Origin of the sequence: Yersinia intermedia, from assembly GCF_900635455.1 — a bacterium.
Classification (GTDB): domain Bacteria; phylum Pseudomonadota; class Gammaproteobacteria; order Enterobacterales; family Enterobacteriaceae; genus Yersinia; species Yersinia intermedia.
Genome location: NZ_LR134116.1, coordinates 227934 through 249403, shown reverse-complemented (window position 1 = coordinate 249403; position 21470 = coordinate 227934). Strand labels below are relative to the sequence as shown.

The window sequence follows — 21470 nt, the reverse complement described above, 5'->3', positions numbered from 1 at the left end:
TAATAGTTTGCAAGTCTATCACTTTCCCCTGAACAGCAACACGCGCACGATGCTGGTTTCTATTGTGAATTCAGTCAACAAAGGTTTAACGTTTCCCCCACACAGCAGTCGTAGGTAGAATAGCAATTAACTCTTTTATTTCGTGCTGCAATATTGGCCAATTTTCAAGCAAAGTAATCTATGGCAAAGCGACCTACGACTATACGATCGGCAACGACACGATCGACAACAGCAACACGCTCTACAACTGCGACAAGATCGACGACACAACGATCTAGCGCAAAACCAGCGGCACATCAGTCAGCGGGGCAAATCCGCATCATTGGTGGTAAATGGCGAGGCCGTAAACTGCCTGTGCCTGATAGCCCAGGGCTGCGCCCAACCACTGACCGGGTCAGAGAGACACTCTTTAACTGGCTGGCACCGATGATTCAGGGTGCCCGGTGTCTGGATTGCTTTGCGGGCAGCGGCGCATTAGGGCTGGAAGCGCTATCCCGTTATGCCGCTGAAGCCATATTGTTAGAAGCTGATCGCCATGTCGCCAAGCAACTTGGCAGCAATCTGGCATTATTGAGTGCCGAGAATGGCCAAGTAGTAAATACCAATTCTTTGCAGTGGCTGGCTCAACCGGGGCAGCCTTTTGATCTGGTATTCCTTGATCCCCCTTTCCGTAAAGGCTTGTTAGCTGAAACTATCACACTGCTGGAGCAATATAACTGGCTGGCAGATCAGGCCTGGATTTACGTTGAGGCAGAGGCTGAAAGTGCCGCTGCGGATGTTCCCGCCAGTTGGCAGTTACATCGCGAGAAAATTGCCGGTCAAGTGGCCTATCGTCTCTATATTCGTCATGAACAGACTCACCAACACGCTGTATCAGCGGAAGAACTGGAGCAACACCATGTGGATTAATCTCGGTCGGTTATTGATGTTAGGGGTATGGTTTTTCTTACTGCTGAACCTGTTCCAGCCCTTCCCTAAACCATTGAGATACTTTATTAATGTCGCCATGATATTTATGGTTTTGATGCATGGTTTACAACTGGTACTACTCAAGTCCACACAACCCAAAGATCAACCGATCAGTGGTTTACAGCAACTTAAAATCTTTGTGTTTGGTGTCTTTGAATTACTTGCCTGGCAAAAGAAACAACCATCACTGCCTAAAAAGTAAGCTTATCTGCCGCCCGCCTACGACATCAGGCCTCTCGGCTATAATATCATTGCTATAGCGGCAGGTTACTGGTGGGGGCTGGCTTATCCGGCGACAGATTTAGTTGGCAATGGGGGGCGAGGTAAAAGCAATATAGTGGGTGCCTTGTAAACGTAACGTTCCCTGTGCGCCTTGTGTAATACGATTATACTCCTGCTGTGGCAGTATCATTTTGATTTCACGATTGTTTTTCATCTCAAGACCACTGAGCAGTGGCTGAAAAGTAACTTCATAGCGTTTTTCTTCTGCAACAATTTCTTCGCGCTGACGTGAACGACGATTCGGCGCTAATACTTCTCGTTTATTAATGACTTCAACTTGTAAACTGCGCACCGGTGCCTGATCGTTCTCGGCATCTTGCCGTTTTTTTTGCCAATACTGGCGGACAGCTAATACGGCGATTAACACCACCACAGCAATAAATAATAACGGAGGTTTATTCATACGTTATCCATCAGGACTTATTGCCCGGCAGATAGGGGAAACTCATCACATTACTGCCCAACTCAGAGATCCGAGCGCTGCCCTTTTCCGTCACGGCATCGATACGAATCACCGAATGAAGAGGAATATAGCTACGGTTAACACCTGAAAATTCTGTTTTCAGTTTTTCAGTTGAAGGGTCCACCAGCAATGTTGATTGACTATCAAAGACAAAATCAGCAATTTCAATAAACCCAAACAAGTTACTTGGGCCGACCTCACGGACGTAGAGCTGATAATTCTTACCGTTATTTATAAACTGAATACGATAAAGCAATTGTTCATTGGTCATGGCGCTACAGCCTCTATCCCTTGATTTAGCGAAAGGAAATCGGCCTTAACATAGCATGTGGGCCAGACAAGACCAAGATCTCAGCAGGCTGATTGCCCTGCTAAATCAGATTATGCGGACCGTTACGCATTAAGTGGCACAAATCATGCAAATAACGATAGCGTCGCTATCGTTCTTGCCTTCCATCCCTTACACTTAATAGATGTATACTCGGAGTCATTGGCGTTGCGGATTATCATTACAACACAGGTACTTTCACTGAAACCTGCATAGAAAAAAGGATAAATAATGAGCTGGCCATTCCTTGCCGTATTCTTTTCTGGTTGGTTGTTCGTTGATGCAACTTACCGGGGCCCGCGCTGGCAGCGTTGGGTATTCAAACCTGTTACTCTGTTACTGTTGTTACTACTTGCCTGGCAAGCGCCGATTCTTGGCCCTGCCGGTTATCTGATTGTTTTGGGCTTACTTGCAACGCTGGTTGCTGATGCACTATTGCTGCTACCCAGTGAGCGCTTACTTTATGCTTTGGGCGCATTCTTCCTCTCCCATTTACTGTATACCATCAGTTTTGCCAGTCAGATGACATTCACGTTGTTCTGGCCACTGCCGTTGGTTTTGATCGTGATTGGCGCATTACTGATAGCCACTATCTGGACACGGCTGGAAGATATGCGCTGGCCGGTAGTTGCTTTCATCGGCATGACGTTATTAATGGTCTGGATGGCAGGTGAACAATACTTTGCCCGCAGCACCGATTTAAGCTTCTCTCTGCTGGCGGGGACCCTGTTATTGCTGGTTTCGCATAGCATTTGGCTGCTGAATCGCTATCGTTTTTCTTTCCGAGCTTCAGATGCAATTGTTGCTGGCTGCTACTTTGTTGGGCATTTCCTGATTGTCCGATCACTGTATTTGTAATTAAGTCAGTACAACAATACGTTAGTCAGTCCGTGCTCCAGGGAAGGAGCACGCATCACAAGCGTGGGATACGCTCACTTTAGTCATACCCTGCCATATAGCAAAAATCCCATTTAGCAATGACTCTCATTTACCTCTTGACTCTGGAGTTGACTCTAAGGTGTAGAGTGCTGCAATACCTATTACATCCTTTCCAGGAGGCACCATGCATTCACATTCTGAACATCAGCATCCAACGGATACACACAACAACTGTGGCTGTGGCCATACTCATGCCAAACAGCAAACCGGTTGCAGCAGCCAGAAAACAACCTGTGCCAGCAATGACAGCGCGGATTCAGTGAGTGAACACTCACATAACGATGGAGGTTGCTGTAGTCAGAGCCATAGCGATGAGGGCGATGACGAAAGCGACAGACTCGCGGCAGCGATGCCTTCAGGTAGCCAGCGCTTCAGTTGGCAGGTCAAAGGGATGGATTGCCCAAGCTGTGCTCGAAAAATTGAAAATGCCGTCAGTAGTCTGGTTGGGATTGAAAATGTAAAAGTCCTCTTCGCCACAGAAAAGTTAGTGGTTGATGCTCGCACAGATATTCGCCCTCAAGTCGTGAATGCGGTCACGCAGGCTGGATTCACGCTAGTCGATACTCAATCAAACGCAGGAAGTAAAGCCGCCGCGCCAGAATCACGCCTGCGCGAATACTTACCTATCGCATTATTAACCACACTGATGCTTATCAGTTGGGGCATCTCGTTATTCAGCCTTGAGCTGAGTGAATTTGCCTTTGCCGCGACCACCATTGTCGGGCTGATCCCGATCACCGCCAAAGCCTGGAAGCTTATCCGCTCCGGTACGCCCTTCGCTATTGAAACCTTGATGAGCGTGGCAGCTATCGGGGCGATGTTTATTGGCGCAACCGCGGAAGCGGCCATGGTATTGCTGCTGTTTATGATAGGCGAACTGCTCGAATCCTACGCCGCAAATCGTGCACGCCGTGGGGTAACAGCCCTTATGGCACTGGTACCAGAAGAGGCTTTGTTGTTAAAAGACGGTGAGCGTCGGCAGGTTCCTGTCGCCAGTTTGCGCCCCGGCGATATTATTGAAATCTCGCCCGGTGGTCGCTTACCCGCAGATGCCGAATTAATGACCCCTTTTGCCAGTTTCGATGAAAGCGCCCTCACCGGAGAATCGATCCCTGTTGAGCGCCAGCAAGGCGAAAAAGTCGCGGCTGGGAGCTTATCGGTCGATCGCGCCACCGAAATGCGAGTTATCTCAGAACCGGGCAATAATGCTATTGACCGCATTCTGCAACTGATTGAATTAGCAGAAGAACGCCGTGCACCTATTGAGCGTTTCATTGACCGCTTCAGTCGTATTTATACACCTGCAATCATGCTGCTTTCCGCGCTGGTCATGTTAGTTCCGCCGTTGGCCTTCGCCGAGCCTTGGGAAACCTGGCTTTACCGTGGCCTAACGTTATTACTGATCGGTTGTCCATGTGCGTTGGTTATCTCCACACCTGCGGCAATTACCTCAGCATTAGCGGCTGCAACACGTCGTGGTGCACTGATCAAAGGGGGGGCAGCACTGGAGCAGTTGGGCCGAATTCAAACGGTTGCTTTCGATAAAACCGGTACTCTGACAGAAGGCAAACCTAAAGTTACCGATATTCTGCCTATAGCCGATATGAGTGAAACCCGCCTGTTAGCGTTGGCCGCCGCTGTTGAAGCTGGATCCCACCATCCGTTAGCGATCGCTATTATCCAACGCGCACAGCAAAACACCCCCATATTGCCACTGGCGAGTGAGCGCCGAGCCCTGGCAGGGGTGGGTGTTGAAGGTGTGGTTAATGGTCTGACGGTGCGTGTCAGTGCCCCCGGTAAGCTGCCTCCACAGTTATTGACTGCTGAGTGGCAAACCCAGCTCGACCGGTTAGAGAGCAGCGGTAAAACGGCCGTCGCCGTACTGGAAGATGACAAGCTAATTGGTTTATTGGCATTACGTGACACGTTACGAACTGATGCCAGACAAGCCATTGATGCGCTGAAGAAGTTAGGTATTCAGGGTGTGATGCTCACCGGGGATAACCCACGAGCCGCAGCGGCAATTGCTGGTGAATTGGGAATTGATTACCGTGCCGGATTACTGCCCGCCGATAAAGTGCAGGCGGTTATGGCATTGAATGCGACACAACCTACGGTGATGGTTGGTGATGGCATCAATGATGCTCCGGCGATGAAAGCGGCCAGTATTGGTATTGCCATGGGCAGTGGCACCGATGTCGCGCTGGAAACAGCCGATGCCGCGTTGACCCACAACCGGTTGACCGGATTAGCAGAAATTATTCTGTTATCACGGGCGGCCAATGCCAATATCCGCCAGAACATTACTATCGCATTGGGCCTAAAGGGAATATTCCTGATTACCACACTACTGGGGTTAACTGGCCTCTGGCTGGCAGTATTAGCAGATTCCGGCGCTACCGCCTTAGTCACAGCCAATGCGTTGCGGCTACTGCGCAAACGGGATATTTGAATCAAGCATCCGTTCTGAGGATCGTGGCAGAGGCGGGGGTTACTCCGCTTTTGCCCCTTTTTTGACCAAATACCGATATGGCGTTTGCCCGGTATCTTGTGCCAATAACTGATGGTCCATAAAACGGCAGAAACCCGGAATATCGCGGGTGGTGGCAGGGTCATCAGCAATTATCAGTAGAGTTTGACCGTCTTCCATGTGCCGGACCGTTTTTCTCACCATCATCACCGGCTCAGGGCAGCGCAGGCCCAGTGCATCAAGTGTTTTGTCTGGATTGGCAAAAATATCGGTCATGGTGAGTCTCTTGTCTCTTGTTGGTCGTTATACAGTTTGCTAGCAGTATAAAGATAAAATATAAGCCCGCGTGGGAAGGCGGATAGTTTACCCCGTCGATTTTCAGGCGCAAGCGACGCTAACGTTTGCGTTAAAATTAGCCATTGCATTCGTTGCGCAAACGCGTATTATGCCGCCGCGTCGCAGAAATTGCGGCACATTCTGTTTGGGTTCCCTCACCCCAATAACCAAAAAGGTCACATTGTATGTTTTCGTTTACTGCCCAACAGCGGATGACCGCTTTGGTATGGCTGTCGCTATTCCATATTGTCATCATTACCTCCAGCAACTATCTGGTGCAACTACCGATCGCTATCTTCGGTTTTCATACCACCTGGGGCGCTTTTACTTTTCCGTTTATCTTCCTTGCCACTGACCTGACGGTGCGGATTTTTGGTGCTCCTTTGGCGCGCCGGATCATCTTGTCCGTTATGGTGCCAGCGCTACTGATTTCATATCTAATTTCAGCCCTGTTTTATCAGGGAAGTTGGCAGGGGTTACCCGCATTAACCAGCTTTAATCTGGTGGTGGCCCGTATCGCGGTTGCCAGCTTTATGGCCTATGTACTCGGCCAGATCCTGGATGTTCAAGTCTTTAACCGCCTGCGTCAGCGCAGTGCCTGGTGGGTTGCCCCTACGGCTGCCATGTTCTTTGGTAATATCAGTGACACCATGGCGTTCTTCTTTATTGCTTTCTACCGCAGTAGCGACCCTTTTATGGCGGCAAACTGGGTGGAAATTGCCTTGGTGGATTACAGCTTTAAACTACTGATTTGCATGTTTTTCTTCCTGCCAGCTTATGGTGTTATGCTCAATGTATTGCTGAAATACTTTAGCCAGAAAACCGGGCAGCAAACACTTGCTAAAGTAAGCCCCATGGAACAATAGATTGCTTTTAGCGTCTGAATAAGGTGCGATAAGGCTATACCCCGATTAGTTGGCTTTGCAGGGTAACTAACCCCCTGTAAGTTCAAGTAACAAGGGGATATTAATCATCAATAAGGGATTCCCATGCATAAAATAACCAAATTTCTTGCTGTCGGTCTGCTGGTTGCAGGATTAAGTGCTTGTGATGGCAACAGCAATAGCAACGTGGGTCAGCCGGTCAGCCTGCTGGAAGGCAAAGTGGCTTTCAGCTTGCCTGCGGATCTGTCTGATCAAAGCGGGAAGATGGGCAATCAAGCGAATAACATGCACGTTTATGCCAATAAAACCGGCGATAAAGCAGTTATCGTGATTTTAGGTGATAGCTCCAATGAAGCGCTGGAAGTGCTGACTACCCGTTTAGCCGACCAGCAGCGCTCTCGCGATGCTAATCTGCAAGTCGTCACCAACAAAGCGGTCAAAATTGACGGACAACCGTTCCAGCAGTTGGATAGCATTATTACCAGTGGCGGCCAGAAAGCCTATTCATCCGTATTGATGGGGAAAGTCGATAACCATTTGATGACAATACAAATTACGCTGCCAGCCGACAATCAACAGCAAGCTCAAACTGAAGCCGAATCGATTATTAGCACGCTCAAGCTAAAATAGTATTCCTCAACAGAGCGCGGATCATCAGCGCTCTGCCTGTATTACCCTATTCCCAAATTACGCTAAAGCCTGAGCCAATAAAGTGATGGGATGTTCGCATTTTTTGCTGGTCGACATTTCAATCTGCCACTTGCAGGTTTCACAATCGGTAATCACCAAATCAACCCCACTCTCCTCGATTTGCTGGAACAGTGAGGCGCCAATCCCTTGCGATGTTGCGTAGTTTTCTGATTTAAAGCCGTAAGTTCCGGCAATCCCGCAACACTGAGAGTCGAGCACCACCAGTTCAATACCGGGGATACGCTGTAGCAAAGCCAGGGTATAGGCCGTCCAGCCCATTTTCTCCATATGGCAAGGTGTGTGATAGGCAATACGCAACGGCGTATTATTTGCCGAGAACAGCGGTTTCAACGGTAAGTCGCGCCCCTGATCCAATAAGCGGTAGAGATAGCGTGTCGCCAACTCCACTTTGTCGCGCACGGGTGCAGTATCAACATCTAACAAATGTGGATATTCATCGCGCAAGGTAAAGGTACAACTTGATGAAGTGGCCACTACCGGGATATCCCGCCCAATAACCGCATCCGTCAGTGATTCCAGATTTACCCGCGCCTGTTTTTTCGCCTGCTCAATAAATCCATTAGCAATCAGGGGGACGCCACAGCATTTTTCCCGTTTAAGTAATTGAACGCCAATGTTCATCGCATTGAATACACTGACTAAATCTTTACCTAACTGGGGATGATTATAATTTACGAAGCAGCCATGGAAAAATGCCACCTGTTCGCTATATTGCTGCTGCTTTTCAGCCTGCTTACGATACCAGCGGCGAAACGTACCAAATGAGTATTTCGGTAATTCGCGCCGATGATCAATTTTCAGCGCTTTGTCCAACAAGGCACGCACCGGTTTCAAACCAGTGACCGCATTCACTACCGGAGCAAACGGTGTTGAGAGAGTGCCCATGATATCGGTATGGCTGAGGATCGCATCGCGCAGTTTGGGTTTATTGCTGCTGTAACTGGCTTTAGCACGTTGGATGATGTCGCCGATTTTAACATCGGACGGGCATGCCACTTCGCAACGTTTGCAGTTCGTGCAATATTTCAATGCATCGTCATACAGTGCCGGGTCTTTCAAACGTAAGCGCTCACCATCGGGACCAGCCTGCTTCGGCCCCGGATAAAGCGGGTTAACCTTGGCGACCGGGCAATAAGTGGTGCACACCGTGCACTTAATACAACTTTCAAAACTGTTATCCCGTGCCAAGTGTTTATCCTGCGGCAAATGTTGATTCTGAGAAAAAGTGTTACTGTCTCCGTTCTGCGGTAACCACGTCATAATGTCACCTCCATTGCGCTGACAATCTGCTCTGCAACGAACAGTGCGCTGGTCAGTGAAACCCCTGCGCCACAGCCTTGTTGCAACGGATCGTATCCCCCCAGTACCGCACCGATAACATGTAGATTATCCAGTGCAATACCCCCACGTAGTGCCCGTAACTGATTATCGGTATTAACACCGAATTGCAGATAAGGCTGGGGCGCAAACATATTGCTGCGGCTCCAGTCGGCGCGGTTCGGTAGCGACAAAATATCCAGATCCAGTATGGGTTCATAAACGTGCTCAAAAGTGGCCACTAACCCATTGCTGAAGAAGCTGCCGCTAGCCAGTACCATCTGGGCTGCACGCAGCGGAATATCGCCATGATTACGGCTATACAGCCCAGTAATCCGGTTCCCCACCAGCTCAGCCCGCAATACCGCATCACCGGGCATGACAATGCCCCCGAGTTGCTGGAAGCGATGGCGCAGAGCCTGATGTAATCGCATGCCGAGTAACGACGGTGGCAGCGTTGGCAGCAGTTGAATGGGTTTTCCGACTGCGGCTCGTAATGCTTCTAGTGGCGCAGAGACATCCAGCCCGATACAGGCTGGCAGCAAAATCATTTCTGCTGCTGATGACAGACGAGATAACTCATCCGCCAGCGGTTGCAGGTTTTCTGGTAAATCCAGTACACGAGCAATATTGACCGCACGAAATTCGCTAGGGTTATCCCGCAGACGATCAAGTGCCGGTAAATGCAGATAATCTGGTGTGGCATCAACCCCTTGCTCTTGTAAGGCGCTGGCAACCATCTGTGGTTGAAAATCGAGGAACCCCTCAATACCAATCACCGCGACTTTTTGCCACGGCAGCGGGCCTTCCAATGGCGCAACTGGGATATCGGCGGGGCTGAGCCAGGTTGGCCGGCAACTGCCCAATGGCGTGAGTCGTAGGTGATTTTTAGCCGCGCTGCCCACTAATGTCAGACCGCAGCGTTGTAAAAGGGATTCAGCTTCTTGCGCTAACTCACCCACTTGTGCCACTTGCCCCATCTTGCTATAGGGATGTTCAGGCGCTAATTCAGCCAACGTCGCGAGTGCGGATAATGGCTGGCTGACAGCCCGCCCATCCGGTAATTTTGCCAACAGATCCAAAGAACCTGAGGAAAAGTGCAGCGCATTTTGCCCGGCGCTGACAATCGCACAATATTTACCTTGCTCAGCCAGGCGGATACCGCACGCCAGACCAGCCAAGCCGCCACCGATGATAATGACATCAAATTTCATCGCGTTTCTCCTGAACGTTGGCCGCAGACGGGGTATCATCCAGACCACACAGCCCTTGATACACCCAATGCGTAAATTCGCTCTCTCGTAAAGCATCACCCCACGCTATCGGGCGCACACCTTTCCAGCGCTCATTAAGAAATTGCACTAGCTGTTCACGGGATTGCTGCGGCGTGGTCACTTTAAAGCGGCTGAGTAAACCAGCGGCCCGGCAGGCACAGAGTTCACCCTGGCAGGTTCCCATGCCAACACGGGTACGGCGGCGTAAATCCAGTAGGTTATTGACCGATAGCGATTCAATCGCATAGCGTACTTCACCGGCAGTCACCGCCTCACATTCACATACCAGGCTGTTATCCAGACGGTTTCCGGCCAATAGTTGTGTCGCGCGGTCCCCATGCCGATAAACCGCGGAGCCGCGAATACTGGCAGGCAGAGAAATAACTTTGCTGAGGGTTTGCTCCGCCGATTGCTGCGAACCCGGTAGTGGCGCTTGGGCGGTAGTACAGGCGGCGGTAATACCTAATTTTTCACACACTTTATCTGTTGCCCACTCCGCCATCAGACGGTAGGTCATCAGCTTGCCACCAGTAATGGTGATAAAACCTTCCAAACCATCGCGTTTAGCATGATCCAATAACACGATGCCACGGCTGACATTGCGCCCCGACGGGTCGTCATCACTGGCAACCAGCGGCCTGACACCGGCGTAAGCACGTAAGATGCGCGTTTGCGCCAACTGGGGTGAAAGTTTTGATCCTTCGCGGATTAAGGTATCCACCTCTTGTGCCGTTACTACCATATTATCGATTTGATCGTATTCAATATGGGTTGAGGTCGTCCCGATCAATGAGATGGTGTCGCCCGGAACCAAAATGTCAGCATCAGCCGGTTTACGGCAGCGGTTGATCACCATGTTGTTGATCCTATGGCCCAAGATCAACAGTGCGCCTTTTGCCGGGAACATGCGGATACGTAGATCAGCATACTCGGCAATGTGTTGCCCCCAGATCCCCGCAGCATTGACCACTATCTGCGCATGAATCTCATACTGACGCTGATTTTTATGGTCGAAAACGCGCACGCCACTCACCCGATCACCGTGGCGTAGCAAACCAATAACTTCTTGATAAGTCAGTACATTTGCGCCGTGCTCACGGGCATCCAGCATATTCGCGGCGGTTAAGCGGAAGGGATCAACCGTACCATCTGGCACGCGGACGGCAGCAATCAACGCTGGATTAGCGGCAGGTTCTAGCCGCAAGGCCAGTTTTGGATCAATGGCTTCGGCCTCGATACCCGCATCCTGGCAGCGCGCGATAAATTGCTGCTGATATTCCAGCGAGTCTTCCGGTAGCGTGATAAACAGGCCATCTGTTTGCTCAATACAATGGCGCGCAATACGTTTCAGAATCCGGTTTTCTTCAATACATTCGCGGGCAGATTCACCGTCAGTCACCGCATAGCGCGCCCCGCTGTGTAACAAGCCATGGTTACGGCCAGTCGCGCCGGTAGCAATGTCATGCCTCTCCAAGAGCGTGCAAGCTAAACCACGGCGGGCGCAGTCACGGGCGATCCCGGCTCCGGTCGCACCACCACCAATGATGATGACATCCGTTTCTGTGTAAGGAGAACTGTTCGTCATGAAAGACCCCACATTATCAGACAGCCGTCTGGCGGCTAATTATGCGTCTATTGAGCCACACTCTTTAAGGTTATTGTTTGATAAGGAACAAAAACGAACGAAAAACGAAAGTGATATGGCGTTTAAAAACCATGATTGTGATCAAAGTCACAGGTGTTTTGCCATTGTCGGTTTCAAAGTGTTAACCAATCGCTCAGAATTGCCGCCACGTTCATATAACTGTAACAAATGAGCCATCACTCACAGATAAGTCATACGAATTTATCTAGCATGGCGCTCGTTATGGAACATAAACGACAGCAAGTTAGTCGTTTAACTACCGGCAGCCCTTAACAAACGGGTAGATACCAGGCTACACCGGAGTCAAAAACTACAAAAAAGCCATCGGAGGCACTCATGTTGAGTATTTTTAAGCCCGCGCCGCATCAGGCACGGCTTCCAGCAGAACAGATTGATCCCACCTACCGCCGCTTACGCTGGCAAATCTTTATGGGCATCTTCTTCGGTTACGCCGCCTATTATCTGGTGCGTAAAAACTTTACTCTCGCCATGCCTTATCTGATCGAACAAGGGTTCTCTCGCGGAGATCTGGGATTTGCGTTATCGGGTATCTCTATTGCTTACGGTTTCTCAAAATTCATCATGGGTTCGGTTTCTGACCGGTCTAACCCACGGGTATTCCTCTCTGCCGGTTTGATTCTCGCCGCTGCCGTGATGCTGTTTATGGGCTTTGTGCCTTGGGCAACATCCAGTATCGCCGTGATGTTCGTGCTGCTGTTCTTGTGCGGCTGGTTCCAGGGAATGGGTTGGCCGCCATGTGGCCGTACCATGGTGCACTGGTGGTCGAAGAAGGAACGCGGCAGTATCGTGTCAGTCTGGAACTGTGCCCATAACGTCGGCGGTGGCTTACCACCATTGCTGTTCCTGCTGGGGATGGCGTGGTTTAACGACTGGAAAGCTGCACTCTACATGCCTGCTTTTGGTGCCATTCTGGTGGCATTGATTGTCTTTGGTCTGATGCGCGATACTCCTCAATCCGTAGGCTTGCCACCGATTGAAGAGTACAAAAACGACTATCCAGATGACTACAGCGAAGAAGCAGAAGAAGAACTGACCGCTAAACAAATCTTCATGCAATACATATTGCCCAACAAACTGTTGTGGTATATCGCGATTGCTAACGTTTTTGTTTATTTACTGCGTTACGGCATCCTCGACTGGTCACCAACCTACCTGAAAGAAGTGAAACACTTCGCTCTGGATAAATCCTCATGGGCTTATTTCCTGTATGAATACGCTGGTATTCCAGGGACGCTGTTGTGCGGTTGGATGTCCGACAAAGTGTTTAGAGGTAACCGTGGGGCCACCGGTGTGTTCTTTATGACCCTGGTGACTATCGCTACCATCATTTACTGGCTGAACCCAGTCGGTAACCCTGGTATTGATATGGCCTGTATGATCACCATCGGCTTCCTGATCTATGGCCCGGTAATGCTAATTGGCTTACATGCGCTTGAATTAGCACCGAAAAAAGCAGCAGGGACCGCCGCGGGCTTCACCGGCTTGTTCGGTTATCTGGGCGGCTCGGTAGCAGCAAGTGCCATTGTGGGTTATACCGTGGACTACTTCGGTTGGGACGGCGGCTTTATGGTTATGATCGGCGGCAGCATCTTGGCTGTTCTGTTACTGATCGTTGTGATGTTTAGTGAGAAAAAGCATCACGCAGAGCTGGCTAGAAAACAGGGCTTATAACGTTCATCTAGTTACGCTTTTCAGGCTGTGTCGTTATTGATGGATTTATAGCGACATAGCCTTTTTCATACCCTGAGATTGATAAATGGAGCACTATCAATGCAAACCCACATCAAAACCCTGTTGGCGAGTATTATTCTGGCATCCTCAGTAGTTGGTCAGGTTCAAGCAGCAGAACCGTCATCCACCCCACTTTCAGCAAACAAAGTTGTTATCGCCCACCGCGGTGCCAGTGGTTATCTGCCTGAGCATTCACTGCCCGCTAAAGCCATGGCTTACGCGCAAGGCGCAGATTATCTTGAACAAGATTTGGTGATGACCAAAGATAATGAGTTGGTGGTTCTCCACGACCATTATCTGGATCGCGTCACCGATGTTGCTGATCGCTTCCCCGATCGCGCACGCAAAGATGGCCGTTATTACGCCATTGACTTTACGCTACCAGAAATTAAATCACTGAAATTTACCGAAGGCTTTGATATTGATAAAGACGGTAAAAAAGTGCAGAGCTATCCGGGCCGTTTCCCGATGGGCAAATCTGACTTCCGTGTGCATACCTTCCAGGAAGAGATTGAATTTGTTCAAGGTCTGAATCATTCGACCGGTAAAAACGTAGGGATTTACCCGGAAATCAAAGCGCCGTGGTTCCATAAACAAGAAGGTAAAGACATCTCAACCAAGGTGTTGGAAGTACTGAAACAGTACGGTTACACCACCAAGGGCGATAAAGTTTATCTACAATGTTTTGATGCCAATGAATTGAAACGTATCAAAAATGAGCTAGAACCGAAGATGGGTATGGACCTGAAACTGGTCCAACTGGTGGCTTATACCGACTGGAATGAAACCTACGAACAGAAACCTGATGGCAAATGGGTCAATTACAGTTACGACTGGATGTTCAAACCAGGTGCAATGAAGCAAGTGGCACAGTATGCCGATGGCATCGGCCCTGACTACCATATGCTGGTGGTTGAAACCTCTACACCGGATAACATCAAGCTGACCAATATGGTTAAAGATGCACATGCCAGCAATATGATGGTTCATCCGTACACCATTCGCGCGGATAAACTGCCGAAATACGCCACTAACGTCAATCAGCTATTTGATATTATCTACAATCAAGCACAGGTTGACGGGGTGTTTACTGACTTCCCGGATAAAGGTGTGCAATTCCTGCAAAAACAGGGACAACACCAGTAAGTTGATGGTCTGAGATAACGGAATAAACCCGTGGCGCAACGATGTTTAATGCGCCACTTTTTCATGTGCTGTACGTTGTATTGACTAAAGGCAATCGTTACTTATCTGTGCCTAAAAACATCTTGCGTAAATAGTGTGGTACCGCATCATCTGCGTTCGAACCTATCACTTCCAGATTCGGTAACATGTCTTTCAGCCGTTGATGCGCATCACGCATGATGCAGCCTTTGCCGGACATCGACAACATTTCCAAATCATTCATACCATCACCGAAAGCGATACATTCTTTCAGTGAATAGCCGATAATTCTGGCAACTTGATCAAGCGCATGGCCCTTAGAGACACCGCCCCCCATCACTTCCAGACAGGTTGGGAAAGAAAAACTGACATTAACTCGATCGCCCCAACGTGCATTGATGGCTTCTTCTAAAATCAACAACTTGTCATGATCTTCACAAGTGAAGTAAACCTTACACACACCATCAGTTGGCAACAATGCAGGTTCAAATATCTGATAATTAAATACCGACTCACGGAAAAATTCTCTCTGTGCCGGGCTTTCACGGTTCATAAACCATTCATCGTTCAGATAGACGTTGGTCAGGATATCTGGGTTGTGGTGCTCAATATTGTACAAATCACGCGCAATATCAGCATCAAGGTTATGACTAAAAATCAGTTCTCCCGCCGTGTTATGCACCCGTGCGCCGTTGGAGGTGATCATAAAGGCACTGATTTCTAAACTATCGCGGATTTGTGCCACATCGATATGATGGCGGCCAGTAGCAAATACAAAGTGCACGTCACGCTGCGTCAGCAACTTGAGTGTTTCTTTGGTGTAAGGCGTTAAAAGGTGATCGGGTGATAGCAGCGTGCCATCTAAATCGGAAGCAACAACATGATACATAGTGGTATGTTCTAACCTCTGGTGGCGTCGGAGCCATAATGGCCGACTGATGATTGATGTTGCGCGAAAAAGCGCAATATGGCGCTCAGCGCCTCGGCACGAAGTTGGTCCCGCTCAAACAGGATCTCATGGCGTGCGCCTTGAACTCTCTTAGGTTGCCCCCCTTCACAAGGGTGCCCCGCCAGAGCCATTGCCTGAGAAAAAGCATCATGAGCCGGGTTATGTACTACCCGATCCTCACTGGCTTGTAATAATAAAACCGGCGTGGTGATTTTTTCTGCTTGCGCGATAATTTGCTCCCCCACCAGCAGACTCTCTCGGATCCAATGGTAGGTTGGCCCACCAAGGCGGATTTCCGGTGTATCCGCATATTGGCGTAGGTAGCGGCGATACCGCTCGCGGCTATGGGTTAACACATTGACCAGATACGGCAGTGGCCGCCACTGGCCGGTACCGATAGCATAGTAATTGCGCAGTTTTTGATGCCCTTCGGCCCAGTCGACAATGCGGTGAACCAGCCAGGCCGGCATCGGTAAGTGGATACCAAACATGGGGGCACACAGTGCTACGGCATTAAACACATCCGGTTCTTTGGCCAAAAAACGCGTTAAAATTGCGCCCCCCATGGAATGGGCCAGAGCAAAACGCTGCTGATAATGACTATTGGTTATTTCGCGTTGCACTAACTGCGCGAAATCCTCAATATAATCATCAAACTTAATCACATGACCACGGTTAGCATCCTCAAGCAAGCGACCGGATCGCCCCTGCCCACGGTGATCCAGCACGATCACATCATAGCCTTGCTGGAACAGGTCATAAGCCACTTCAGGGTATTTGACGTAACTTTCAATGCGGCCAGGCACTACCACCACCACTCGCGTGTGTTGTGGTGCACGAAAGCGGACATAGCGAATCGGAATATCATCGACACCGATAAACTCATCCTCCTCTCGCTGTTGCCAGAAATCCAACAGCGGCCCGTTAACGAAGGCAGCAAACTGCTCTTCACGCGTTAACCAGCGATTATCTAACGGCATAGCATGGCCTTGTAAATCATGACTGATTACATCCTTTGAACGGGATTGCTCAATGTTCGATACACCTGATACGTTGGTAAACCGAGTCGTTCTGTGAGCCATAGCACAACTATTAGCAATAGAGTATTGTGGCATAAATTTACGCGTTCAGGGAGTTTTGCCGATGACCTTAGATTGGTGGTTAACCTATCTGCTGACCACACTTATCCTCAGCCTGTCCCCTGGTTCTGGCGCGATTAACACCATGAGCACAGCTATTAGCCATGGTACGCGCGGGGTTGTCGCCTCAATTTGCGGGCTACAATTAGGATTAGCAGTGCACATTGTATTAGTTGGCGTGGGGCTTGGTGCACTGATTTCACAATCCTTGCTGGCATTTGAAATACTAAAATGGCTCGGCGCGGCTTACTTAATCTGGCTTGGGATTCAGCAATGGCGCGCTGCCGGTGCGCTGGATCTGCATGCGCTGGCCAACAGTATGCCACGGCGAAAACTGTTTAAACGCGCGGTGTTTGTTAATCTCACCAACCCGAAAAGCATCGTTTTTCTGGCGGCATTATTCCCACAATTTGTGCTGCCACATCAACCGCAAGTGGCGCAATATCTGATTCTCGGCACCACCAGCGTGGTGGTTGATATTATTGTGATGATTGGTTATGCCACCCTCGCAACACGAATAGCTGGCTGGATTAAATCACCACAACAGATGAAATTACTGAACCGGATATTTGGTGGCTTATTTATGCTGGTAGGCGCGTTATTGGCAACCGCCAGAAAAGTGTAATGCTGATTTAAACAAATGGTTACCCAACCGGCATCATCTCCCGGTTGGGGCATTAATTAGCGCGATAAGATTAAATGGATACCAAAACCGGCAAACAGTACCCCCGCCAACCCATCAATCCATTTTGATAAACGCTGATAGCCACGGCGCATCACCGGCAAGGCAAATACGCAGGCAACAATACTGAACCAGACGAAGGTTTCACCAACAATCAGCACGAACAAGCCCCAGCGCGCACCAGCACTGACGTCATCGCCAACAAACAGTGAGAATACGCTGCCGAAATAGATAACGGCTTTCGGGTTCGACAAATTAGTCAGGAACCCACGCAGAAAAGTTCGGCCACGGGCGGGCAATGCAACTTGCACCTCACCCTCGTTATCATGACATTTGGCGCGGGCAGATTTCAGCAGTTGCCAGCCCATCCAGCACAGATATAGCCCACCACCGACCATAATAATCTGATGTAACCAAGCCATTTTCTGCAAAATTAGGTTCAACCCCATCAGCGCCACACCGGCCCAGATAACAATTCCCAGCGAAATCCCGACCACGCCCATCATTGCCTCACGGCGCGAACGGCTGGCTGCAGTTTGCGAGACAAAAAAGAAATCCGGCCCTGGGCTCATTAACGCCACCAGATGAACCAGCGCAACGGTAAGGAATAGCATCAGCATGATAGATCCTCATAAACTCTGCGAATGGAAAGCCACAGAGGCGTTAGCAGGAAAGGCGACCGGTTAGTCGTCGTTATTGTCTACATGGTCGCGGATCATCGCCATAAACGGCGCGCCAAAGCGCTCCAGTTTGCGTTGCCCAACACCATTGACGCTCAACAGTTCGCTGGCGGTAATTGGCATCTGTTCCGCCATCTCCAGCAAGGTCGCATCGTTAAACACCACATAAGGCGGAATATTGCCTTCATCGGCGATAGATTTACGCAGTTTGCGCAATTTGGCGAACAACTTACGATCATAATTGCCGCCATAGGATTTCTGATTAGCGCTACTGCGCACCTTCAGGCTTTGAATACGCGGCACCGCCAGTTGCAACGGTAATTCAGCGCGCAAGATCGGGCGGGCAGCCTCGGTCAGTTGTAACGCGGAAAACATCGCGATATTTTGGCTCAGCAACCCAAGATGGATAAGCTGGCGCAATACACTGACCCAGTGTTCGTGGCTTTGTTCGCGGCCAATCCCATACACTGATAACTTGTCATGACCCATTTCACGGATACGCTGGTTATTTGCCCCGCGCATCACCTCAACAATATACCCCAGGCCAAACCGCTGCCCGACACGATAAACACACGAGAGCGCTTTTTGCGCATCAGCCAGCCCATCGTAACGCTTCGGTGGATCGAGGCAGATATCGCAGTTGCCGCACGACTGCTGCTTACCTTCACCAAAATAGTTGAGCAGCACCAGACGACGACAAGTTTGCGCCTCGGCAAAAGCGCCCATCGCATTTAATTTATGTCGTTCAATATCTTGCTGTGCCCCCGCCGGTTTCTCTTCCAGACAGCGGCGTAACCATGCCATATCTGCCGGATCGTACAGCAGCATAGCTTCAGCAGGCAGACCATCACGCCCGGCGCGGCCGGTTTCCTGATAGTAAGACTCAATAGTGCGCGGGATATCAAAATGCACCACAAAGCGGACGTTGGGTTTGTTAATCCCCATACCAAAGGCCACGGTCGCGACCACCACTTGCAGATCATCGCGCTGAAATGCTTCCTGTACCTGCCCCCGGCGCTCGTTATCCAGCCCGGCATGATAGGCCGCCACACTTAAGCCACGGCTCTGCAAGCGGGCGGTGGTGTCTTCCACTTTTGCCCGGCTGTTACAGTAAATAATGCCACTTTTACCACGTTGGTCTTGCACAAAACGCCACAATTGATCGAGCGGTTTGAACTTCTCGACCAAGGTGTAACGGATATTAGGGCGGTCAAAACTACTGATTTGAATCAGTGGCTGATCCAGATTAAGCAGACGAACAATATCCCCTCGCGTTGCCTCATCCGCCGTGGCGGTAAGCGCAATAACCGGTAAATCAGGGAAACGTTGCTTTAACTGACCTAGCGCACGATATTCCGGGCGGAAATCATGACCCCATTGAGAAATGCAATGCGCCTCATCCACCGCCAGTAAAGCCGGCCGCCACTGATACAGTTGATCGAGGAAGCTCTCCATCACCAGCCGTTCCGGTGCAATATACAGCAGCTTAATCTGACCGCTACGGCAACCGTCCATCACGGCTAACTGTTGCTCACGCGTTTGTGATGAGTTTAAGCACCCAGCACCAACACCGTAGGCCAGCAGTTGGTCGACCTGATCCTTCATCAGCGAGATCAACGGAGAGACAACTAGCGTCAACCCATCCGTTACCAGTGCCGGGATCTGATAACACAAGGACTTACCACCGCCCGTTGGCATCACAACCAGACAGTCTTGCCCTGATAGGGTGGCGTTGATAATTTCCTGTTGTCCGGGCCGGAATTGCTGATAGCCGAAGGTATCTCGCAATACCTGCACTGCCAGTAATTCCCTATTTATCACTGCTGCGGTCGACACACTCTTCCCCAACTATAAGATCTGCACAGGCCGGTTAACCGGCCTGTGTCTGAAACTTTTCTAACGCCGGATGACGTTAAAGGACATCGTTTAACATGATACCCATACCCACCCGTGTTTGCCTAAAGTTATAGTCAATCATTGACTCACCATAGCCACTGAACACTTGGGTATAGAAGCGCAGATGTTTACTGATTGGGTAGCTCCAGCCCATTTCAGCACCGCCGTAACCGGTATTCCAGTTATAATGGCCATCCACACTGAACACACTGTCACCCAAGGCATAACCGACTTTCAGGCGATAATAACCCATGTATTTATTGATATCCGGGTTGTCATCTTTTGCGTCGCTTTCCGGCAGGCGATACCAAGGTTTCAGGTCAATCTCCAAATTGCCGCGCTGTGCCATGACTCGGGTATAAGCCCGGTTCCAGCTACGTGACGTTGGGTCAGCTTTACCGTTGGATTGATGGTTAAGACCGACTTCCACTTCACGGAAATTCCAGCCCGCCAACTCGTAATCGGTAGCCCACGCCAGAAACACCTGTGGTTCGTAGTTAGTTTCACGGAATGGCGAAGACTCGCCACTGTTGGAGGCCTGCCACCATGAACGTTGGGTATAAGATGCCCCCAACAGGGAGTTATCACCGGCAATACCACGCCAGATAGGGAAACCTAAACTCAGTTGGAATTTAACTTCATCCTTTCTGGCATTGTTCGCCCAATCATAAGAGCTGATAGCATCTTTATTAATATTGCTGGTATAGGTATATAACAGATAGTTCGTTTCATACGGATAAAGCAAAAACGGGTTATCGTGATCCTGCAACATTGCCGCAATAATGCTGCCTCGCACCTCAGGTGCGTCATGAATTTTTTCAACCTTCGCAACGTCTGCCTGCGCCAAGGTTGGTGCCAGTAGCAGCGCTATCAATATCCGCCAAAATCTTCCCATTATTCCCCCATCGCCTTACGGATTATTTCTATTTGTAATGAAAACAGCTCATTCTACACACAAATGTTACCTGAGATTAGTGTTGTTTATATTTATGATTTAACGGCTGGAAAACAACAAAACAGAAGCATAAAATAAACAATTCGTTAACTTACACTACGATTGCTTATCTGCAACCAAGAAGAGAATAGGGCAAAATGCCAGTAACAACTTTAACGTTAGAGGATGCTCGCCGCATGATTGGCGAAGTATTTGTGTATCACATGCCATTTAACCGTGAGCTTGGCCTGCGATTAACCCGTTTCGAGCAAGATTACGCCGAAATTGCTTTCGATAATAATGAGAAGTTAGTCGGCAATATTGCACAGCGAATTCTGCATGGTGGCGTTATTGCCGCAGTGCTGGATGTAGCCGCCGGGCTGGTATGTGTCGGGAATAGTTTAGTGCGCCATGAACCGCTCATTAAAGAACAATTGCAAATGAAGCTGGCTAAGATGGGCACTATCGACCTGCGTGTTGACTATCTGCGCCCCGGACGAGGCGAGCATTTTATCGCCAGCAGCAGTATTTTGCGCAGTGGAAATAAAGTGTCTGTCGCCCGCGTCGAACTGCATAATGAAAGCCAAATGCATATCGCTAGCGCAACGGCGACTTACCTGGTTGGCTGATTTGCCCGTCAGCGGTGATGATTCGTA

22 protein-coding genes are annotated in these 21470 nt (G+C 49.7%); 11 read left to right on the top strand and 11 right to left on the bottom strand.

What is annotated here, in order from left to right; genetic code table 11:
• Positions 1-180 precede the first annotated feature (180 nt).
• Complete coding sequence (rsmD, locus tag EL015_RS01175; protein ID WP_032906889.1) at positions 181-909, top strand: 16S rRNA (guanine(966)-N(2))-methyltransferase; 729 nt, start codon at positions 181-183, stop codon at positions 907-909.
• Positions 899-1171: a DUF1145 family protein gene (locus EL015_RS01170; protein ID WP_032906890.1), complete on the top strand. Its 273-nt coding sequence runs from the start codon at positions 899-901 to the stop codon at positions 1169-1171. Before rsmD ends, EL015_RS01170 begins: the two co-directional genes overlap by 11 nt.
• A 99-nt stretch (positions 1172-1270) precedes the next feature.
• On the opposite strand, the gene EL015_RS01165 is transcribed toward EL015_RS01170, so the two are convergent.
• Together EL015_RS01165 and EL015_RS01160 are read right to left on the bottom strand one after the other, a co-directional pair.
• Positions 1271-1654 (bottom strand): DUF2500 domain-containing protein, encoded by a 384-nt coding sequence (locus EL015_RS01165; protein WP_005187974.1) that lies wholly within the window; start codon positions 1652-1654, stop codon positions 1271-1273.
• Positions 1655-1664: 10 nt separating this feature from the next.
• A complete protein-coding gene (locus EL015_RS01160; protein ID WP_005187976.1) occupies positions 1665-1985 on the bottom strand; it encodes a DUF1820 family protein in 321 nt (106 codons plus the stop codon).
• 288 nt (positions 1986-2273) lie between these two features.
• Here EL015_RS01160 and EL015_RS01155 point away from each other — a divergent pair, with 288 nt between their 5' ends.
• The gene (locus EL015_RS01155) at positions 2274-2900 is read left to right on the top strand and encodes a lysoplasmalogenase (RefSeq protein ID WP_005187979.1); all 627 of its coding nucleotides are present in this window, start codon (positions 2274-2276) and stop codon (positions 2898-2900) included.
• 205 nt (positions 2901-3105) lie between these two features.
• Positions 3106-5433 (top strand): zinc/cadmium/mercury/lead-transporting ATPase, encoded by a 2328-nt coding sequence (locus EL015_RS01150; protein ID WP_005187984.1) that lies wholly within the window; start codon positions 3106-3108, stop codon positions 5431-5433.
• 39 nt (positions 5434-5472) lie between these two features.
• On the opposite strand, the gene tusA is transcribed toward EL015_RS01150, so the two are convergent.
• Positions 5473-5727 (bottom strand): sulfurtransferase TusA, encoded by a 255-nt coding sequence (tusA, locus tag EL015_RS01145; RefSeq protein ID WP_005176396.1) that lies wholly within the window; start codon positions 5725-5727, stop codon positions 5473-5475.
• Positions 5728-5972: 245 nt separating this feature from the next.
• Between tusA and EL015_RS01140 the strand changes: the two genes are divergently transcribed.
• The gene (locus tag EL015_RS01140; protein WP_005187987.1) at positions 5973-6653 is read left to right on the top strand and encodes a 7-cyano-7-deazaguanine/7-aminomethyl-7-deazaguanine transporter; all 681 of its coding nucleotides are present in this window, start codon (positions 5973-5975) and stop codon (positions 6651-6653) included.
• Between the two features lie 123 nt (positions 6654-6776).
• Positions 6777-7301: a DcrB family lipoprotein gene (locus EL015_RS01135; protein ID WP_005187988.1), complete on the top strand. Its 525-nt coding sequence runs from the start codon at positions 6777-6779 to the stop codon at positions 7299-7301.
• 57 nt (positions 7302-7358) lie between these two features.
• On the opposite strand, the gene glpC is transcribed toward EL015_RS01135, so the two are convergent.
• From glpC to glpA, 3 genes are read right to left on the bottom strand one after another with little or no spacing between them, the layout of a single operon-like run.
• A complete protein-coding gene (gene glpC / locus EL015_RS01130) occupies positions 7359-8642 on the bottom strand; it encodes an anaerobic glycerol-3-phosphate dehydrogenase subunit GlpC (protein ID WP_032906891.1) in 1284 nt (427 codons plus the stop codon).
• Entirely contained in the window at positions 8639-9913 is a 1275-nt protein-coding gene (gene glpB / locus EL015_RS01125; protein WP_032906893.1) for a glycerol-3-phosphate dehydrogenase subunit GlpB, read from the bottom strand. Before glpB ends, glpC begins: the two co-directional genes overlap by 4 nt.
• Positions 9903-11558, bottom strand: a complete 1656-nt coding sequence (gene glpA / locus EL015_RS01120; protein WP_005187992.1) for an anaerobic glycerol-3-phosphate dehydrogenase subunit A — start codon at positions 11556-11558, stop codon at positions 9903-9905. The genes glpB and glpA overlap by 11 nt, the downstream gene beginning before the upstream one ends.
• Between glpA and EL015_RS01115 the strand changes: the two genes are divergently transcribed.
• From EL015_RS01115 to glpQ, 3 genes are all read left to right on the top strand, one after another.
• Positions 11557-11790 (top strand): hypothetical protein, encoded by a 234-nt coding sequence (locus tag EL015_RS01115; RefSeq protein WP_005187991.1) that lies wholly within the window; start codon positions 11557-11559, stop codon positions 11788-11790. The genes glpA and EL015_RS01115 overlap by 2 nt on opposite strands.
• Positions 11791-11954: 164 nt before the next feature.
• A complete protein-coding gene (glpT, locus tag EL015_RS01110) occupies positions 11955-13310 on the top strand; it encodes a glycerol-3-phosphate transporter (RefSeq protein WP_005187993.1) in 1356 nt (451 codons plus the stop codon).
• A 99-nt stretch (positions 13311-13409) separates the two neighbouring features.
• Entirely contained in the window at positions 13410-14516 is a 1107-nt protein-coding gene (gene glpQ, locus EL015_RS01105) for a glycerophosphodiester phosphodiesterase (protein WP_005187995.1), read from the top strand.
• A gap of 97 nt (positions 14517-14613) precedes the next feature.
• Here glpQ and yigL read toward each other — a convergent pair whose 3' ends face one another.
• Together yigL and pldB are read right to left on the bottom strand one after the other, a co-directional pair.
• Positions 14614-15423, bottom strand: coding sequence for a sugar/pyridoxal phosphate phosphatase YigL (yigL, locus tag EL015_RS01100; RefSeq protein WP_005187997.1), 810 nt, complete (start codon positions 15421-15423; stop codon positions 14614-14616).
• An 11-nt stretch (positions 15424-15434) separates the two neighbouring features.
• The gene (gene pldB / locus EL015_RS01095) at positions 15435-16463 is read right to left on the bottom strand and encodes a lysophospholipase L2 (protein ID WP_005188000.1); all 1029 of its coding nucleotides are present in this window, start codon (positions 16461-16463) and stop codon (positions 15435-15437) included.
• 163 nt (positions 16464-16626) lie between these two features.
• On the opposite strand from pldB, the gene rhtB reads away from it, so the two are divergent.
• Complete coding sequence (rhtB, locus tag EL015_RS01090; protein WP_005188003.1) at positions 16627-17247, top strand: homoserine/homoserine lactone efflux protein; 621 nt, start codon at positions 16627-16629, stop codon at positions 17245-17247.
• A 56-nt stretch (positions 17248-17303) separates the two neighbouring features.
• Here rhtB and rhtC read toward each other — a convergent pair whose 3' ends face one another.
• The 3 genes from rhtC to pldA form a co-directional block, all read right to left on the bottom strand.
• A complete protein-coding gene (gene rhtC / locus EL015_RS01085; protein ID WP_005188006.1) occupies positions 17304-17924 on the bottom strand; it encodes a threonine export protein RhtC in 621 nt (206 codons plus the stop codon).
• A 63-nt stretch (positions 17925-17987) separates the two neighbouring features.
• A complete protein-coding gene (gene recQ / locus EL015_RS01080; protein WP_005188011.1) occupies positions 17988-19820 on the bottom strand; it encodes an ATP-dependent DNA helicase RecQ in 1833 nt (610 codons plus the stop codon).
• Positions 19821-19896: 76 nt separating this feature from the next.
• The gene (gene pldA, locus EL015_RS01075; protein WP_005188016.1) at positions 19897-20775 is read right to left on the bottom strand and encodes a phospholipase A; all 879 of its coding nucleotides are present in this window, start codon (positions 20773-20775) and stop codon (positions 19897-19899) included.
• A gap of 197 nt (positions 20776-20972) precedes the next feature.
• On the opposite strand from pldA, the gene EL015_RS01070 reads away from it, so the two are divergent.
• Positions 20973-21443 (top strand): thioesterase family protein, encoded by a 471-nt coding sequence (locus tag EL015_RS01070; protein ID WP_005188019.1) that lies wholly within the window; start codon positions 20973-20975, stop codon positions 21441-21443.
• Positions 21444-21470: the final 27 nt, after the last annotated feature.

Bases quoted from the DNA above. Each gene is read 5' to 3' on its own strand.
- yigL (WP_005187997.1), bottom strand. From the start codon at position 15,423: ATGTATCATGTTGTTGCTTCCGATTTAGATGGCACGCTGCTATCACCC.
- rhtC (WP_005188006.1), bottom strand. From the start codon at position 17,924: ATGCTGATGCTATTCCTTACCGTTGCGCTGGTTCATCTGGTGGCGTTA.
- glpQ (WP_005187995.1), top strand. From the start codon at position 13,410: ATGCAAACCCACATCAAAACCCTGTTGGCGAGTATTATTCTGGCATCC.
- EL015_RS01115 (WP_005187991.1), top strand. From the start codon at position 11,557: ATGAAAGACCCCACATTATCAGACAGCCGTCTGGCGGCTAATTATGCG.
- glpB (WP_032906893.1), bottom strand. From the start codon at position 9,913: ATGAAATTTGATGTCATTATCATCGGTGGCGGCTTGGCTGGTCTGGCG.
- EL015_RS01140 (WP_005187987.1), top strand. From the start codon at position 5,973: ATGTTTTCGTTTACTGCCCAACAGCGGATGACCGCTTTGGTATGGCTG.
- EL015_RS01155 (WP_005187979.1), top strand. From the start codon at position 2,274: ATGAGCTGGCCATTCCTTGCCGTATTCTTTTCTGGTTGGTTGTTCGTT.
- glpC (WP_032906891.1), bottom strand. From the start codon at position 8,642: ATGACGTGGTTACCGCAGAACGGAGACAGTAACACTTTTTCTCAGAAT.
- EL015_RS01135 (WP_005187988.1), top strand. From the start codon at position 6,777: ATGCATAAAATAACCAAATTTCTTGCTGTCGGTCTGCTGGTTGCAGGA.
- EL015_RS01170 (WP_032906890.1), top strand. From the start codon at position 899: ATGTGGATTAATCTCGGTCGGTTATTGATGTTAGGGGTATGGTTTTTC.
- glpA (WP_005187992.1), bottom strand. From the start codon at position 11,558: ATGACGAACAGTTCTCCTTACACAGAAACGGATGTCATCATCATTGGT.
- EL015_RS01150 (WP_005187984.1), top strand. From the start codon at position 3,106: ATGCATTCACATTCTGAACATCAGCATCCAACGGATACACACAACAAC.
- pldA (WP_005188016.1), bottom strand. From the start codon at position 20,775: ATGGGAAGATTTTGGCGGATATTGATAGCGCTGCTACTGGCACCAACC.
- rsmD (WP_032906889.1), top strand. From the start codon at position 181: ATGGCAAAGCGACCTACGACTATACGATCGGCAACGACACGATCGACA.
- tusA (WP_005176396.1), bottom strand. From the start codon at position 5,727: ATGACCGATATTTTTGCCAATCCAGACAAAACACTTGATGCACTGGGC.
- EL015_RS01160 (WP_005187976.1), bottom strand. From the start codon at position 1,985: ATGACCAATGAACAATTGCTTTATCGTATTCAGTTTATAAATAACGGT.
- pldB (WP_005188000.1), bottom strand. From the start codon at position 16,463: ATGCCGTTAGATAATCGCTGGTTAACGCGTGAAGAGCAGTTTGCTGCC.
- EL015_RS01165 (WP_005187974.1), bottom strand. From the start codon at position 1,654: ATGAATAAACCTCCGTTATTATTTATTGCTGTGGTGGTGTTAATCGCC.
- rhtB (WP_005188003.1), top strand. From the start codon at position 16,627: ATGACCTTAGATTGGTGGTTAACCTATCTGCTGACCACACTTATCCTC.
- glpT (WP_005187993.1), top strand. From the start codon at position 11,955: ATGTTGAGTATTTTTAAGCCCGCGCCGCATCAGGCACGGCTTCCAGCA.
- EL015_RS01070 (WP_005188019.1), top strand. From the start codon at position 20,973: ATGCCAGTAACAACTTTAACGTTAGAGGATGCTCGCCGCATGATTGGC.